This is a genomic window from Geobacter metallireducens GS-15 (assembly GCF_000012925.1).
GTDB lineage: Bacteria > Desulfobacterota > Desulfuromonadia > Geobacterales > Geobacteraceae > Geobacter > Geobacter metallireducens.
On record NC_007517.1, the window covers coordinates 2,888,073 to 2,904,620 of the forward strand.

At 62.0% G+C, this 16,548-nt stretch carries 13 protein-coding genes; 4 read left to right on the forward strand and 9 right to left on the reverse strand.

Going from position 1 to position 16,548, the window contains the following annotated elements:
• Positions 1-103 precede the first annotated feature (103 nt).
• Positions 104-2,029, reverse strand: coding sequence for an ABC-F family ATP-binding cassette domain-containing protein (locus tag GMET_RS12780; protein WP_004513489.1), 1,926 nt, complete (start codon positions 2,027-2,029; stop codon positions 104-106).
• Between the two features lie 289 nt (positions 2,030-2,318).
• Between GMET_RS12780 and GMET_RS12785 the strand changes: the two genes are divergently transcribed.
• The 4 genes from GMET_RS12785 to GMET_RS12800 all read left to right on the forward strand — a co-directional run bounded on the left by GMET_RS12785 (position 2,319) and on the right by GMET_RS12800 (position 7,505).
• A complete protein-coding gene (locus tag GMET_RS12785) occupies positions 2,319-4,739 on the forward strand; it encodes an Rne/Rng family ribonuclease (protein WP_004513488.1) in 2,421 nt (806 codons plus the stop codon).
• A 26-nt stretch (positions 4,740-4,765) separates the two neighbouring features.
• Positions 4,766-5,593, forward strand: a complete 828-nt coding sequence (locus GMET_RS12790; protein ID WP_004513487.1) for a hypothetical protein — start codon at positions 4,766-4,768, stop codon at positions 5,591-5,593.
• 282 nt (positions 5,594-5,875) lie between these two features.
• Positions 5,876-6,169, forward strand: coding sequence for a hypothetical protein (locus GMET_RS12795; protein ID WP_238378926.1), 294 nt, complete (start codon positions 5,876-5,878; stop codon positions 6,167-6,169).
• Between the two features lie 133 nt (positions 6,170-6,302).
• A complete protein-coding gene (locus GMET_RS12800) occupies positions 6,303-7,505 on the forward strand; it encodes a methionine adenosyltransferase (protein ID WP_004513485.1) in 1,203 nt (400 codons plus the stop codon).
• A 6-nt stretch (positions 7,506-7,511) separates the two neighbouring features.
• Here the strand turns inward: GMET_RS12800 and GMET_RS12805 are convergent, their stop codons facing one another.
• The 8 genes from GMET_RS12805 to hflX form a co-directional block, all read right to left on the reverse strand.
• Complete coding sequence (locus GMET_RS12805) at positions 7,512-9,152, reverse strand: aspartate:alanine exchanger family transporter (protein ID WP_004513484.1); 1,641 nt, start codon at positions 9,150-9,152, stop codon at positions 7,512-7,514.
• Between the two features lie 6 nt (positions 9,153-9,158).
• Positions 9,159-9,581: a hypothetical protein gene (locus GMET_RS12810; RefSeq protein WP_004513483.1), complete on the reverse strand. Its 423-nt coding sequence runs from the start codon at positions 9,579-9,581 to the stop codon at positions 9,159-9,161.
• A 9-nt stretch (positions 9,582-9,590) separates the two neighbouring features.
• A complete protein-coding gene (locus GMET_RS12815; protein WP_004513482.1) occupies positions 9,591-10,319 on the reverse strand; it encodes a Smr/MutS family protein in 729 nt (242 codons plus the stop codon).
• A complete protein-coding gene (locus tag GMET_RS12820; protein WP_004513481.1) occupies positions 10,316-11,194 on the reverse strand; it encodes an OmpA/MotB family protein in 879 nt (292 codons plus the stop codon). Before GMET_RS12820 ends, GMET_RS12815 begins: the two co-directional genes overlap by 4 nt.
• Positions 11,195-11,248: 54 nt before the next feature.
• Positions 11,249-12,463: a DUF401 family protein gene (locus GMET_RS12825; RefSeq protein ID WP_004513480.1), complete on the reverse strand. Its 1,215-nt coding sequence runs from the start codon at positions 12,461-12,463 to the stop codon at positions 11,249-11,251.
• Positions 12,464-12,543: 80 nt separating this feature from the next.
• Entirely contained in the window at positions 12,544-13,275 is a 732-nt protein-coding gene (locus GMET_RS12830) for a tetratricopeptide repeat protein (protein WP_004513479.1), read from the reverse strand.
• A gap of 41 nt (positions 13,276-13,316) precedes the next feature.
• Positions 13,317-14,816, reverse strand: a complete 1,500-nt coding sequence (locus GMET_RS12835) for a lytic transglycosylase domain-containing protein (protein ID WP_004513478.1) — start codon at positions 14,814-14,816, stop codon at positions 13,317-13,319.
• A gap of 88 nt (positions 14,817-14,904) precedes the next feature.
• Positions 14,905-16,455 carry a GTPase HflX gene (hflX, locus tag GMET_RS12840; protein ID WP_004513477.1) on the reverse strand — a complete coding sequence of 517 codons (1,551 nt, stop codon included), beginning with the start codon at positions 16,453-16,455 and terminating at the stop codon, positions 14,905-14,907.
• Positions 16,456-16,548: the final 93 nt, after the last annotated feature.

The window sequence follows — 16,548 nt, forward strand, 5'->3', positions numbered from 1 at the left end:
GGTGGCTGGCGGCTACATAATCAGACTAGCCGCTGAGGCCGCTCCTGTCAAGGAACGACGCGGGAAACGAGCCCTGTCGCGGGGATAGCGCCGGAGAGCGGCTCTACCCCTCGGCACCGACGGTTTCCCACTCCTCATACAATCCGGCAATCCGTGCCGTCAGGGCGGCGTGCTCTTCCCCACCCTGCCGGGCCGCTTCCAGATCCTGAAAGAAGGCGGGGTCGGCCATCCGCGCCTCCAACTCGGCAAGACGCTCCTCCTCCGCGGCGATGGCCGTCTCCAGCTCTTCCAGCCGCTTCTGGCGCCGCTTCTCGTCCCGCTGACGGGACTTCTCCTCCTCCCGCTGGCGCAGCCGCTCTTCTTTTGATTCCGGCACGGAATCCGGGACCGGGGACCGGGGACCGGGGACCGGGGAAATCTGACCATCAACCGCGGCCTTCTTCTGGAGATAGTACTCGTAGTCGCCGTGGTAGCTGGTGAGCTGCCCCCCTGCCACCTCCACCACCCGGGTGGCGAGGCCGTCGATGAAGTAGCGGTCGTGGGAGACGAAGACCACAGTGCCGGGGAAGGTCTTGAGGGCGTCCAGGAGCACGTCCTTGCTGAAGAGGTCCAGGTGGTTGGTGGGCTCATCCATGAGGAGCAGGTTCGAAGGGCGCAGGAGCATCTTGGCCAGGGCCAGGCGGTTCCGTTCACCCCCCGAGAGGACCGCCACCTTCTTGTGGATGTCGTCCCCGGAGAAGAGGAAGGCGCCGAGGATGTCCCGCAGCTGCGGCACCATGGCAAAGGGGGCGTCGGCAAGGAGCTCGTCGTGGACGCTCTTGTCGCTGTCGAGAACCTGGGCCTGGTCCTGGGCAAAGTAGTCGAGGGCCACGTTGTGCCCCACGATCCGCTCGCCTCCCTCGAAGGGTTTTCCCGCCATAATTCCCATGAGGGTTGACTTGCCGGCGCCGTTGTGCCCCACCAGGGCGATCCGCTCCCCCTTCTCCACGGTGAGATCAACGCCGTTCAGGACCACGTTGGGGCCGTAGGCCTTCACCACGCCGGCAAGCTCCATGGCGATCCGGCCGCTGGCCGGGGGATCGGGGAACCGGAAGCGGATTTTCTTGCGCTCCGGAGGGAGGACGATCCGCTCGATCTTCTCCAGTTGCTTGATACGGGACTGGACCAGGGACGCCTTGTCGGCCTTGTAGCGGAACCGGCTGATGAAGTCCTCGATCTTCTGGACCTCCTCGTCCTGGCGCCGCTTCGCCTCCCGCAGGGCCGCCACCCGCTCCTCCCGCTGGACCAGATAGCGGCTGTAGGAGCAGTGGTAGTCGGTGAGGACGCTGTTCCAGACCTCGGTGATCCGGTGGCAGACCTGGTCCATGAAGAAGCGGTCATGGGAGACGAGAATCACCGAGTGGGGATACTCGCACAGGTACCCCTCCAGCCAGTTGCGGGCCTCGATGTCCAGGTGGTTGGTGGGCTCGTCCAGCAGGAGCACGTTGGGCTTTTTCAGGAGGAGCTTGGCCAGAGCGATCCGCATCTGCCACCCGCCGGAGAACTCGCCGCAGTCGCGCCCCCGGTCAGCGGGGAGAAAGCCGAGGCCGTCCAGCACCCGGCATGCCTCCGCCTCCATGGCGTAGCCACCCCGCAGCCGGAACTCCTCCTGGAGGTGCCCGTAACGATCAAGAAGCGCACCGTGCTCCGGGTCATCGTGGGGAATTTCCTCAAGGCGCCGGGTAAGGTCGGCCAGTTCCCGTTCCATCCGCTGGAGGTCGTCCAGGGCCGTCATCACCTCGGCCAGAAGCGGCCTTCCGCGGGTGACGATGCCGTCCTGGGGGAGGTAGCCGACCGTGGCACCCTTGGCGAAGATCATCTCGCCGGCCGAATGCTCCACGAGCCCGGCGACGATTTTCATGAGGGTCGACTTGCCGGCGCCGTTCTCCCCCACGAGGCCTACCCGCTCACCCTTTTTCAGGTGCCAGTTGATGCCGGTGAAGAGCGGCCTTCCCGCGAAGTCCTTGGAGAGGTTCTTGAGATGGAGCATGGAGTTCCGTTCCGTGTTGGAGTGATGGCGCCATTGTAGGGGGGGCAAATCGGCCTTGTCAATGTTCTCACTAACATTCCGCGTCCCTCAATGACCGCAAATGCCAGTTTTTTCTTATTAACAGCAAAAAACTCTGGTATAGTTTATCGATTTTACGCGACTTCAAGGCCCTTCGACTCCGTAGCGGGCCTTTGAATACACATCAATCGGGCTGCCCGGCTCCGTGCCTGGGGCGGCCGACATTTCAGCGGCGCGGGGTGCGCCCCGCCGCCCAAAAGGACAGGAACCTATGGCAAAAAAGATGCTCATCAACGTGATGCATCCGGAGGAGGCCCGCGTTGCCATCGTCGAAGACGGCAAGCTGGACAATCTGGACATCGAGATCGCGGGGAGCGAACAGACCCGCGGCAACGTCTACAAGGGGGTCGTGGTCCGGGTGGAGCCGGGGCTCCAGGCGGCCTTCGTGGATATCGGGGCCAAAAGGCTCGGCTTCCTCCAGATGGGGGAGATTCACCCCTCCTTCTGGCAGTGGCGCGACGACGTCCCCCCCGAGAACCGCAACCGCCGCCCCCGCATCCAGGAAGTGATCCGCCGGGGCCAGGAACTCATCGTCCAAGTGGAAAAGGGTGAACGGGACATGAAGGGGGCGGCCCTCACCACGTACATGTCGTTCCCGGGGCGCTACATGGTCCTTATGCCGGGAAGCGACTCCGCCGGCATCTCCCGCAAGGTGGAGAGCGATGCCGACCGCAAGAAACTGAAGGAGAAGCTCAGCCAGATGGAGATCCCCGAGGGGATCGGCTATATCGTCCGGACCGAGGCCCTCGGCAAGACCAAGACCGAGCTGAACAAGGACCTCCAGAACCTCCTCACTCTTTACAAGTCGATCCAGGAAAAGGCGGCCGCCCTCAAGGCCCCGGCCCTCATCCACCAGGAGATGAACGTGGTCATCCGGACCATCCGCGACTACTTCACCGCCGAGATCGACGAAGTGCTCGTGGACAGCAAGGAGGTCTACAAGGAGGCCCGGGACTTCTTCAAGCAGACCATGCCCAAATACGAGAAACTGGTGAAGCTCCACACGGAGAAGCGCCCCATCTTCTCCCGCTACCAGATTGAGGAGCAGATCGACCTCATCTACGAGAAGAAGGTCCCTCTAAAATCCGGCGGCTACCTCATCATCGAGCCCACCGAGGCCCTGGTCTCCATCGACGTCAACTCCGGCAAGACCACCGGGGAGAAGGGGGTGGAGGATACCGCCTACAAGACCAATTTGGAGGCGGCGGAAGAGGCGGCCCGGCAACTGCGGCTGCGGGACCTGGGGGGGCTCATCGTCCTTGATTTCATCGACATGCGGGACCGCAAGCACAACGCCACCGTGGAGAAGACTCTCAAGGCCGCCCTCAAGGAGGACAAGGCCCGGGTCGAGGTGGGGCGCATCTCTCAGTTCGGCATGCTGGAGATGTCCCGCCAGCGGATCAAGCAGACCCTTGAGCAGGGAAGCACCCTCGAATGCCCCCACTGCAGCGGCCGGGGGAAGGTGAAGAGCGTTGAGAGCATGGCCCTCTCCTTCCTCCGCAAGGTCCACGCCGCCGCAGCCAAGGGAACCGTGGCCGAGGTTCATGGCGGCCTCCCCCTGGAGGTGGCCTACTACCTCCTGAACCGCAAGAAGCGAGAACTGGCCCGGATCGAGGACGACTACGACATCGTGGTGACGGTCAAGGGGCGGACTTCGTTCCTCATGAACGAGCTGGAACTGGAGACGGTCAAGCGGGAAAAGCCGGCTCACATCGAGCATCCGGCCGAAGCGGCGGAGGCGCCGGAAAAGAAGCCGGAAACCGTCATGGAAGCCGCCGAGGCCGTGGAACCCGAGGAGACGGCTCTCCAGGAAGGCGGAGAAGGGAAAAAGCGCAAGCGTCGCCGCAGCCGCAAGAAAGGAAAGGGAGAGGAAACTCCGGCCGTCTCCCTTGCCGAAGAGCCTTTGCAGGAGGAAGAAGTCGTCGGGGAGCCTGAAGCCGGTGAGGAACCGGAGGAGATCGAAGAGGGGGTCGAGGCTGCGCCGGGTGAAGAAGCCAAGAAAAAGCGGCGCAGGAGACGGCGCCGCGGGAAGAAGCCGCGCGCCGGCGAAGCCGGCGAGGTTCCGGCCGCTGAAGTCACCGCTGAGATTGTGACTCCCGAGCCGGCCGTCGAACCCTCCGCGCCGATTGATGCGGAATCCGCAGCGGAAGCAGAGGAACCAGCAGAACCGGCTGCAGAGGAGGCGAAAAAGAAGCGCCGCCGCCGCAAGCGCCGCAGCGGCAAGCGAGAGGAGGAGGGACTGGCCGCCGAAGAGGCAGCCACCCCGCAAGAAACAGCCCCAGTGGCGCCGGAGCCTGCGCCTGCATCGGCTGTCGAGCCTGCACCGGAAGAGCCGAAGCCGAAGAAGACCCGTGCACCGCGTACCAAAAGGGCTGCTGTTGCGGCTTCAGAACCCGCGGAGCCACAGACCGTCGAGGCGGTATCCGCCGAACCGGCACCTACTGAAGCGGCACCGGCAAAGCCTGTGCGCAAACGGGCACCCCGCAAGAAAGCCGTCGCGGAGGAGGAAGCCATCGCCCCTGAGGCGCACGCGCCGGAGCCGACGCCGGAAGCCGAGGCACCGAAACGCAAGCGGGCACCGCGCAAGAAGAAGGAAACCCCTGAAGCTCCGCCTGAGAATGATACTCCATGACGAACGGACGGTGAGGAGGAACGATCATGATCAACCACATCGCGATAACGGCGCTTGCCGCCCTTCTGATGGTCTCCCCCTGCCTCGCAGCGGGTCTTGAGGAGATCAGCGCCTACGGCTACGGCGGATACTTTTCCTGGCAGGAGTATACTAACGACGGCAGCCGCATCGTAAGGGAGAGCGGTCCCATCTTCGGCGCCGGCGCCGCAGCGAGGGTCGACCTTCTCCAAAGATCCCTCATCCTGCACGGCAAGGCCGAACTGTTCGGGACGGTGGTCGACTACGCAGGGCAGACGCAGGCCTCCAGCGACCCTGCCGAAAATAACCGGCCCGCCGACTCCGACACCCGCTATTTCGGCGGCAAAATCGAAGGAGATCTGGGGTGGCGATTCGCCTTCAGTGGCGGATCGCTGGAGCCCTTCTTCGGGATCGGCTACCGGACGTGGCTCAGGGACATTGCCAGCTCCACCGCCACCACCGAAACAGGCAGACGCTTTGCGGTGGGAAGTGCCACCGAATACTGGGATACCATCTACACCCGCTACGGGCTCAAGGGCGAACTCCCTATCGGCAACGAAACGGCTATCTTCCTGGAGGCGGGCGCCAAGTATCCCCTCTACACCCGCAACAGGGCCGAGGACACCTCCGCCGGCGATGTCACCCTCGAACCCCGTTCCGACTGGTCGGCGTTCGCCGAACTGGGGGTCCGCCACAAGGCGTTTCGCCCTGCCGTCTTTTACGAGGGATTCCGCTTCCGGCGCTCTCCCGTTGAGCAACGAGGCATATACCAGATACACCAGCCCACGTCTGACTCGGATATTGTGGGTATTTCCCTGGCATACACCTTCCGTTAGATCATTTCATTCCTCGACGCGGGGCTTCGCACGAAGCCCCGTTTTTTACCGCATATCTGTATATCTCTCGCATACACCCTCTGGCTCCTCGACCAATCTTTCGCAATAGCAACACGTTACAACACTCCACCTTCAGACTGTCGTCCCATTCGCTCCGCGTGTGTGTATCAAAAAATCATACGCTATGCGTCCGCAACTCTTCCAGCCATCCTGTCCAAAGCGACATTTACACAATAGTGTCGGCTAGTTACACAAAACACCCCTCACCCTCTCTGGATTGGTATGTACGGTGCAATACTAAGCAGGTGTCTAGCAATGGTTACAGATTCACAACAAAAGAGGACCACCATTATGCTAGTGGAAATCAGTTTCCCCCTCCTTCAGGATATATCCTCCCCGTTCATATTGAATTGCTTCGGCATCGACGAGTTCCTACTGGTCTTTTTCATCGGCCTGGGAACCATTGCCTTCGCCTGCCAACTGGTGCCCGGAGTGCTGTTGTTTGTTTCGATGGTCAGAAGCATCTACTCCTTCCCCCGCCCCGACACAAGGCCTTCGGCCGAAGGAGTGGAATAGATTGAGGCAAGAAACCTGACGGATGCTTTTCCATTCACGGCTTCAAGAGCCGTCCCCGGGCAGCGGGGACGGCTTTCTTGTTTCCAGTGTCCGCCTCCGTGAAATTGCGCGCCGGTATGATACAGTGTAATCCATGATAACCATCGAAGCATTCAAGGGGAACTCTGTTCAGGAGCAGCAGGTGGAAATCGTGGAGCGGAAGGGGAAAGGCCATCCCGACTTCATCTGTGACGCGGCCATGGACGCCGTCTCCGTGGCCCTGTCCCAGGAGTATATCCGGCAGTTCGGCCGCATTCTCCACCACAACATCGACAAGAGCCTCCTTGCGGCGGGAAGCGTGGAAAAGCGCTTCGGCGGCGGCCGGGTAATCCGTCCCATGGAGCTCATCATCGGTGACCGGGCCACGTTTTCCGTGGGAGATCGGCAGATTCCGGTGACGGAGATCGCCCTGGGCGCCGCCCGTGAGTGGTTCAGAAAGAACCTCCGTTTCGTGGACCCGGAGCTGCACGTAAATTTCCGTGTGGTGCTGGCGCCGGGATCTGAAGAACTCACCGACATCTTCGCCCGGCCGGGGGAAGTCATGGCAGCCAACGACACCTCGGCAGCCGTGGGCTACTGGCCCCTCTCGCCGACGGAACTGGCGGTCCTCGCCCTGGAACAGCACCTGAATTCCCGGGAGTTCAAGGAGCACTTTCCCGAAACCGGCGAAGACATCAAGGTCATGGGCCTACGCTCGGGGAAAGATCTCGAGCTGACCGTGGCAATGCCGTTCCTGGCGCGGTTCATCGAATCAGAAGGGGAATACTTCGCCAGAAAGGGCGTGGTTGAGAGAGAGATTGGTGAGTTTCTCACGGGACTCCCCGGTTTCGGCCGAAAAGGGGTTCGCCTCAACGCCCTTGACGAACCGGGACGGGGACTTGGAGGCGTCTACCTGAGCCTCCTGGGCACCTCGGCGGAAGACGCCGATTCGGGCCAGGTTGGTCGCGGCAACCGGGTCAACGGGATCATTGCCCTGGGGCGGCCCCTCGGCACCGAGGCCGCCGCCGGCAAGAACCCGGTGAGCCATGTGGGAAAAATCTACAACATCCTTGCCCACCGGCTCGCCCAGGAGATTTGCGAGGAACTGGAGGGGGTCAGAGAGGCCCACGTTCTCTTGTTGAGCCGGATCGGCACCCCCATCGACCGCCCCCGGATGGCGGCGGCCCAGCTGCTGCTGGAAAAGGGAATTCGGCTCGGCAATGTTTCGGCAAAGGCCGAGGAGATCATCGGCCAGAGGCTGGCTGGTATCAACGGATTCTGCATGGAACTGGCGGCTGGCCGCTATCCGGTCTGCTGAAGGGAATCACATCAGTAAGGACAAAAGCACCTGGACAATGAGTATCTTCCCGATGGTTGCGACCGGGTAGACCGAGGCGTAGCCGATGTTGGGGAGATCGTTGCCGGTCTGCTCCAGGGCATAACCGAGAACCGCGGGTTGGGTCTGGAGGCCGGCCACCATGCCGATGAGGATCCCCATGGGAATCTTGAGGATCCGGTGACCGACCCATAGGGTGGTAAGGGCTGCAAAGCAGGTGACCACCGCTCCTGCGGCGAAGATGGCGAACCCGCCACCCTTGGCAAGGGTGGAGACGAAGCCGTAGCCGGCCCGGGTGCCGATGCCGGCCAGGAAGAGGACGAGACCGATCTGGCGCAGTGTCATGTTGGCGCTGTAGGGGAGGCTCCAGATCATTCCTCCCGAGCGGCCGAGAGTTCCGAGGACGAGCGCCACGATGAGGGGGCCGCCCGCAAAGCCGAGCTTGAGCGTCACCCCCCCCGGCAGGGGAAACGGCACGATGCCGAGCAACAGCCCCAGAGCAAGTCCCAGGCTGAAGGTAAGGATGTCCACTTCGGAAACCGCCCGGTAGGAGTCGCCGAACAGGGCCGTCACCTCCCCCATCCGATCCCGGTGGGTGACCACCCGGACCCGGTCCCCCAACTCCAGCACCATGTCGTCGTGGGGGAGGAAATCGTCGTCACCCCTCCGGACCCTGGTTACCGTGGCGCCGAACCGTTCGAAGAGATTCAGGCTCCCCAGCCGCCGGCCGGCCACCCGCGGATTGGAGACGAAGATCCGCCGGTAGTCGAACTCGCTCCGGTCGACGGTAATCTCCTCTTCGCTCACCTCGCCGAGAACCTCCGCCACATGCTGCAGTTCCACATCGGTACCGACCGCCAGCACCAGATCCCCCGGGCGGAAGCGGACCTCCGGCCCGGTCAGCAGACATTCATCCCCGCGCTTGATTCTGCCGAAAACCACGTCCCACTTTTGCTGATGAGAGAGTGCCGCAACGGTCTGTCGTCCGGCCTGGGGCCAAGTGACCCGGATTGTTCTGGACCTCAGGCTTTCGGTGGCGGCGCCGGCGATCCTGGTCCGTGCCGCCTCTTCCGCGTAGTCGATCCGCCAGAGCTTCTGGACGAGGCTGATGGCGAGCACCACCCCCATAACCCCCATGGGATAGGCGATGGAGTAGCCCACGACCGGCTCGGCCAGGAGCTGTTCCATGAGATTTTGCGGCGCCACGTGCTTGATGGTTTCAAGGGCGCCGGCAAGGGCCGGGGTATTGGTGAGACTGCCGGCGAAAAGGCCGGCGGTGATTGTGGCCGGAAGGGCAAGAAACCGCTGGGCAGCTACGGTGAGGGCCGCCGCGAGCACAAGAACGCCGAGAATGAGGAGGTTGTTCCGAACCCCGTCCTCCTTGAGCGACGCCACAAAGGCCGGCCCGCTGGCGAGCCCGATGGTATAGACAAAGAGGGCAAGCCCCAGGACATAGACAATTTCAGGGAGTTTCAGCTCCGGATGGAGCGCGCCGATGCCAAGGCCGACAAAGAGGACCGCCGCCACGCCGAGGCTCGACCCCCTGATCCGGATCCGGCCGAGGGGATACCCGATGGCGGCGACGACGAAGAGAAGAAGAAGCGGATTGTCGATGAATATTTTGATCATGGGAGGTCACATCCGCAAGGTCGGCTTGATGTTGTCGGGGACGAAGCTTTCCGCGATCCGCCACCCCCTTCCCGGCACGTAGACCGGTTGGAGCCGACAGGCTATGAAGCCGAGGAGGTCAAAGGGCTCGGGGAGTTCGGGTTCGACCTTCACCACCCGGTAGCCAACCAGGTCCCCCACGGCAGGATGTCGGAGCGATTCCTTGAGGGTGCAGGCCTCGATCACTTTGCCACCCTCACGGTTGGCAAGCCGTATGAAAAAAAGCTGCTCTCCTTCCGGGCTCATCCCCCGCCGTTCCTCCACCAGGGCAGGGATAACCGCCTCCAGAAGAATCCGGTTCTCAAGGTTGCGGCACGCATAGTCAAAAGCCGCGTCGGTACTCCCGAACTCGATTGGCTCGCCGACCTTCTTTCTGAACAGCCCGAACATGGTTCCCCCTTAATCGCCCTTCTTGCCCGGCGTCCTGAGAAAGACGACAATGGCGCCGCTACCGCCCAGTTCCCGAGGGGCGGGGGCGAACTCGGCCACCTTCCCCTTCCCGCGCTCCCGAAGCCACGAAAGGACCGCGCCCTGGAGGACCGGCTCCCCCGGAGAGTTATTCCCTTTGCCGGTAATGACGAGAACCGCTTTCTGGTCGCGGCGATGGGCAGCGGCGATGAAGCTCTCCAGACTCTCCAAAGCTTCTTCCTTGGTAAGTCCGTGAAGGTCAAGCTCCAGGCCGACGCGGATCTGGCCGCTTTTCAGCTGCTTGAGTCGGCTCGTCGGACGGGGGGCCTCCCCCTTTTCTTCCGGCAGGTGGTCGCTGAAGGTGACATCGAGCCGCAGGTTCGAAATGGCGTTGGCAAACACACGGTGCTCTTCGGCCTCCTGCTGGCGGCGGATCTCTGCCGCCTCTGCCAGCTCGCGGGGCTCTGGTGCCTTCTCTCCCCCCTTCTTCGGCGAGGGTTCCGCTGCAGGACGGATCCGCCGCACGTCGGCCATCTCGCGCAGGAAAAGGGAGAGATCGTCGGGCTCGGCGGCTCGCTTTGGTGGTGGAGGGACGGGTGCCTTGGCCGGTGCCGCATCCCGAGCTGTGGCATCATCGGGTTTGAGCCCCTTGAGGGCAGCGAAGGGACGCGCCGCGAACTCCCTGGGCTTCTGTTCGGTTTTCGAACTCTTCTTTTTCATGGGCGGTCAGGCGCATCCCGGGGAACGAGGACAATCTCGATCCGGCGGTTCTTCGCCCTCCCCTCCTCGGTGTCATTGGAAGCCACCGGACGGTATTCGCCGTTGGCCACCGCCACGAGGACCGTCGGGTCTATGCCCTGACCCTGGAGATAGCGCGCCACATTAATGGCCCGGGCCGCCGAAAGCTCCCAGTTGGTGGGGAAGCGTTTTGTCAGGTTGCCGACAATCTGGACGTTGTCCGTGTGTCCTTCGATACGGATCATCTTGTCCTGAACCCCCTTCAGGATATCAACCACCTTCGCGAGAACCTCCATCCCCCCCTGTTTCACCTCCGCCTTGCCTGAATCGAAGAGGATGGCATCCACCATGTTGACCGTCAGTTTCCCCTTGAGTTCGGAAATCGTCACCTGCCCCTGGGCGATCTCCCCCTTCATGCGGTCAAGGAGATCTTCGTAGGTTTTGCTTACCTCCCGGACTTTCTCCTCCCTGGCTTTACGGGTTTCGGCGATCTCCGCCTTGAGCCGGGTGTTCTCGGTCTCCAGGTCCGTCACCTTCTGCCTCAGATCGGCGACACTCTGTGACAGGGTATCGGTCTTGGCGCGAAGCACCTGTTCAAGCTCTTTATTGTCAGCGCCGAGCTTCTCCTTCTCCTTTGCCAGCCCGGCCGCCTCCTCCCTCACCTTGGCAAGCTGAGCCTTCAAGGCGCCATTCTCGGCTGAGAGTTTCTGATGCATTTCCTGAAGGGTGGCGGCTTCCCGGCCGAGGGTATCGGCCTCCTCCGCTTTCTTCAGGTATGTACTCTCGGCCACAAGGCACCCTGAGAGTGAAAGGCTGGTGAACGCCAGCAGCATTAGAATCACAATCCGCTTTGCCATTAAAACCTCCTCGGGTACGGAAAAAACCGCAATGCGCAACGCATCACGGCACGGTCATGAGAAAATATACACCGGCACCACGGCCGCCGCAAGCACTAGGGCCTGGGGAATCCAAAGACGACGGAAGACCCGGGCCATGTCAGCCCCGAAGTATTCCCCCGTCAGCACGAGACAGAGATGGACCGGCGAGAGCATCACCCCGGCGAAACCGCTGCCAAAGGCGAGGGAAAGAAGCCCCAGGGAGGGAATGTCTCCCCCCATGAGCGGCATCAGGATGGGAAAGGTGATCCCAACGAAGGCCACGGTAAGCCCCGTCATGACCCCCGCCAGGAACGGAATGGCCGTAATGATGAAGAGCACTGGCAGGCCGCTCGCCACGAAAAAATGCGATATCCCGTCCAGGGCTCCGGTGAGACGCAGGGTTTCCTGGAAGATCATGATCCCGAAAATAAGGGAAAGGGCCTTGACGGAGACACTCTCCCTCAGTGTCGTCACAATTCTGGCCGGTCCGTAGCGGTGAACCGCAAAAAGAAGCGCTGTCATTCCCCCCATGGCCACCACCGGATTGACCTGCAGCACCACCACAAAGATGAGCGTCGCCAGAATGGGCGCCACTGAAATGATAAAGGTGCTGAGCGCCCGTCGCTTGCCCACCGTTTCCCCCACGGGCACCGGTGCGGAACCGACTCCCCGGAAGCAGAAGATGACTCCCCAGAAGATCACGGAAACGGCAAAGGCGCTGTTCGCCAGAACGATCTTCTGGTAGGGAATGCGCGAGAGCCCCGCCACCAGGATAATGCCGGGATAGAGGGGTGAGATGTATTCCCAGGGGTGACGGTACCAGTAGTTGATGAACGCCTTCTGGTCAGCGGGGAGCGTCAGGTGGGCAGAGGCCTCCCGCACCATGGGGGCCGAGAAGACCGCTCCCCCCGGGGAAGGAAGCATCCCGATCATGGCAGGCATGGCGGCCATGATGAGGCGGGAATCGGGGAGAACCTCCGAAAGGCTCGCCACCATCCGCCTCAGGGTACCGGTCGTGCGGAGGATATGCTCCATGATCATGGTAAAGACAAGGGTGGCCGTCATCTCCAGAGACTTCGGAGACGCAAGGGCTACCCATGCCCCGCCAAGAAACTTGAGCGGCGGCGTGAGGTAGGAGAATGCCAGGAACGCCGCCCCCAGGGCCATGACCGCTCCCAGGTGCCACCTGCGGCGCACCATCACGACCACAGCGACGAGGACGGCGAGGGTTTTCAGGAGATCAATCATGCACCGTACCGATCAAAAGGAAAAAGGGACGCCAAAACCGTCCCTTTTTCCGTAATTACACTGTATGCCTCCGAGAGCGGCTATCTCCTGACCACCCGCCTCTTCATCCCCCCCATGGCCGCCATCTGCTGCTTCATGACGACACCCTGGCGCTCCAGGTGGAACTGCAGCCACATCTCGCCGTAGACCTTCATCTTCATCTTCTTCGTCTCTTCGAGGGACTCCAGATTCGCCTTCAGCTTCTCGTCGCCGGGGAGCTTCTTGAGTCCCCGTTCCAGAACCGCCTTGGCCTGGCCGATGTCGTCGCACTCGGTCCAGCAGTAGGCGTAGAGCGCCCAGAGAAGGGACTCCTTGGGGCTCCACTGGACCGCCTTCTCAAAGGTTTCCTTCATCTTGTCGCGCTTGTTCCGCTTCATGTAGGTGACGGCCAGCATCCCCATGGAGACCCAGTTCTTGGCGAAGGACTTTTCCAGATAGGGAAACGCGGTTGAGAAGTCCCGCTTCAGAAAATAGATCATGCCGATCTGGGAGTTGATCTGACCATCCACGTACATCTGCCACTTGCCGTACTTGAATGCCTCCTTAAGCTCGCGGATCGCCTTGTCCACCCGCTGGGCCTGGATGTCGCGGTTGGCGGTCTCCATGATCTCCAGGATCTTCTTCATGATGACGCGGGAGATGAGAAGGAACGAGGCGCCGAACAGGATGAGCCCCACGAGAATGGCCCACCACCAGGCCGACGATCCCGCAGCGATGAAGATGATGATGATTGCAATGAGGGCGATGCCGCCGGAGATCAGGAAGTTATACATAAAAATTCATGTCCTTTCATGCTGCGTAGAGCTTGGCCTGTTTATCCGTTGTCGTCGCCGCCGGACACCGGAACCATGGAACCCTTCTTCTCCACGTACTTGGCAACGATGATCCGCTTGCCGGGACGAAGGGCAAGTTTTCCCTTCAGGCTGTTCCAGGCGGTGAGAATGCGGGACGAGATATTGAATTTCTTTGAAAGCGACGCAATCGTGTCGCCCTTTTTCACGGTGTAGTACTTGTTGAACCCCTTGGCGCTCTCCTTGCGCGAAACATCGGCCTTCGCGGTCTGGACCGCCGGCTCCCTGTCGGCAACCACCGGCACAAGGAGGGTCCGCCCCCGCACCTTGGCGGAGAGCTTCAGCTTGTTCACCTCGGCCAGGGCCTGGGGGGTGGTGCCGTAACGGCTGGCGATTGACGCGAGGGTATCCCTTTTCTTGGCCCGGTAGCGGGTGTAAACAACCCGCTCGGCGTAGCGCTGACCTTCGGGAAGTTGCGCATAGGCCTGCTCAAAGGCCCTCTTCTTGCCAACGGGAATCTTAAGCTCGTAGCCGGGGTAGTCCGGGGGAGTGCACCAGCGGCGCAGTTCAGGATTCAGCTCCTTGACGACCTGATAGTCCACATTGCAGAGCTTCGCCGCCACCTCCAGATCGGTGCGGGAGGGAATCGTCACCGTGTCGAACTCGATGGGAGGAAGGTAGGCAACGTCGGCAAAGCCATAACGGGCCGGTTCCTTGGCGATAATGGCGGCGGCCAGGAGTTTCGGCACGTACTCCTTGGTTTCCCGCTTCAGATATGAACCCTTGGAGATCTCCCAGAAGTCGCGGGTATTGTACCGATCAATGGCCCGCAGGATTTTGTTCTCCCCCGCGTTGTACCCTGCTGCCGCCAGGTACCAGTCGTTGTTGAACATGGCGTAGAGCTCTTTCAGGTACAGGGCCGCCGCCACCGTCGACTTGAGGGGATCCCGCCGCTCGTCGATCCACTGGTCTATCCGCAGATCATAGCGTTTCCCGGTGCCGGAGATGAACTGCCACGGCCCCACGGCGCTAGCCACCGACACCGCGTGGGGGGTGAAGCCGCTCTCGATCATGGCGAGGTAGACCAGATCCTCGGGAAGGCCGTTTTTCTTGAGGACTTCCTTCATCATCGGAATATAGCGTTCGGAGCGGGAAAGCCAGCGGGTAAAAGACTTGCGGCCGGATGACTGGAAGTAGCGGATGAAGTACTCCACCTGGCCGTTGAGGGTAAGCGGAATATCCGAGTCGGGGAGCGGACCCTCGGGAATCTTCAGTTCAAAGTCGTTTTCGGCGGCTCCCTGGTCTTCGATGACGACCAGGTCTCCCATGGAGGGCTCAAGGGAACCGGACCTGCGGCCGGGGCGAGAGTCGAACCCGGAGGGAACGGCTCCCGAAAGGTCGGGAAGCGAGGAGGAATTACCCAGCGCGGCCAGTTCCTTGAGGGGTGAGTTACGGGGTTCCGATGCCAGGGCGGGAAGAACCGGAAAGAGACATAGAACGAGGAGGAGAAGAGCTTTTTTCATGAGAAACCTTCCACGCATGGCCATAACGACCGGATGTGGGAAGTAGTGCCGGACGGAACCCGCATTATAGGGAATCGGGGCATTGGTGTCAAGATTGGGGGGATGAAGGCCAGAAACGGCGCTCCATTTCCTGGAGAAGCGACTCAAGGCTTGACGGATTCGTGGCGCTGACGGTGATGGCGTTGAAGCGCCGGGATAGCTGGCGGACCTTCATGAAGCCGAGGGGGCTCTTTTTCTTCAACTCCGGTAGAATATCTACTTTGTTGAAGACCATGAGCCGTTGCTTGTCCCCCAGGTCCAGTTCCTCCAGGATCGTCTCCACCTGGTGGATCTGCTCCTCCACGCGGGGATTGGTACAGTCCACCAGATGGAGCAGGAGGTCAGCGTCCTGCAGCTCCTCAAGGGTAGCCTTGAAAGCTCCCATGAGGGACTTGGGAAGGGAGCGGATAAAGCCGACCGTATCAGTGATGATCACCTCCCGTTCCCGGGGGAAGCGGAGCCGCCGGGTCGAGGTGTCGAGGGTGGCGAAGAGGAGGTTTTCGGTGAAGACGTGGCTCCGGGTGAGGGCATTGAGAAGGGTCGATTTCCCGGCGTTGGTGTAGCCGACGATGGAGACGATGGGGAGCCCGGCCCGCACCCGTTTCTGGCGGCGCTGCTGGCGTCCCCGCGACAACTCTTCAAGCTCCCGCTCCAGCTTCGCGATCCGATCGCGGATTCGCCGCCGATCCGTCTCCAGCTTCGTTTCGCCGGGGCCCCTGCCGCCGATCCCCCCCATGAGGCGCGACATCTGCACTCCCCGCCCGGTGAGGCGGGGGAGGATGTATTTGAGCTGGGCCAGCTCCACCTGCACCTTTCCGTCGAGGCTCGTGGCCCGGCGGGCGAAGATGTCGAGGATGAGCTGGCTCCGGTCGATGACCTTGAGTTCGGTCATCTCGGAGATGGAGCGAACCTGGGCCGGGGAAAGCTCCTGGTCGAAGATGAGGATCGTCGCCCCCAACTGGAGCGCCCGGATCACCACCTCCCGCATTTTCCCCTCCCCCATGAGGTAGCGGGGGTTGAACTGCCGGGGGCGTTGGATCACCACGTCGAGGACGGCAACCCCGGCGGTGCGGGCCAGTTCCTTGAGCTCTTCCAGGGAGTCCTCGGCCTCCTCGCGGGACTCTTTCGTGACCGAGATGAGAATGGCCCGCTCTCCCGAAGCAGCAACCTCGCGCGCCTCGGTGGCCACCGCCTTCTCCAGCTCCCGCTCCAGGTGCGATACCGAGGAACCGAAATCCATGCGGAAGGTGGCAAGGGGTTCGGACGCCTCCACCCGGTAGGGATGAGCGGCGCCGGCGGTGGGGGTGAGGGAGGCGGTCTGGATAGCGACCCGGCGGTCGTCCGGGTGAATCTGGAGGATCGCCATGAGGTCGAAGCGCAGGAGCGCCAGGTCGGTCAGGTCGTCCTCGGAGAAGGACTCCCCCTTGAGGTGGGTGTGGATGTAGCGGAGCCCCCGCAACAGGCGGCGCCCCAAAGGGTAATCGGAGAGTTCGGGGATGAATATCCCTTTCTCGTCGCCGATAATGACATACTCCACGGCCCCGTGACGGTCGATGAGAACACCGATCTGCCGCCGGATCTCCCGCGAGATCTCCACCATCCGCCCTGCCAACTCGGCGGTGATGAGCTCGTCGGGGGGGACGCGGCGCCGGTAGAGCCGCTCCAGGGATGCGATCTGATTCGGCTTCAGGCC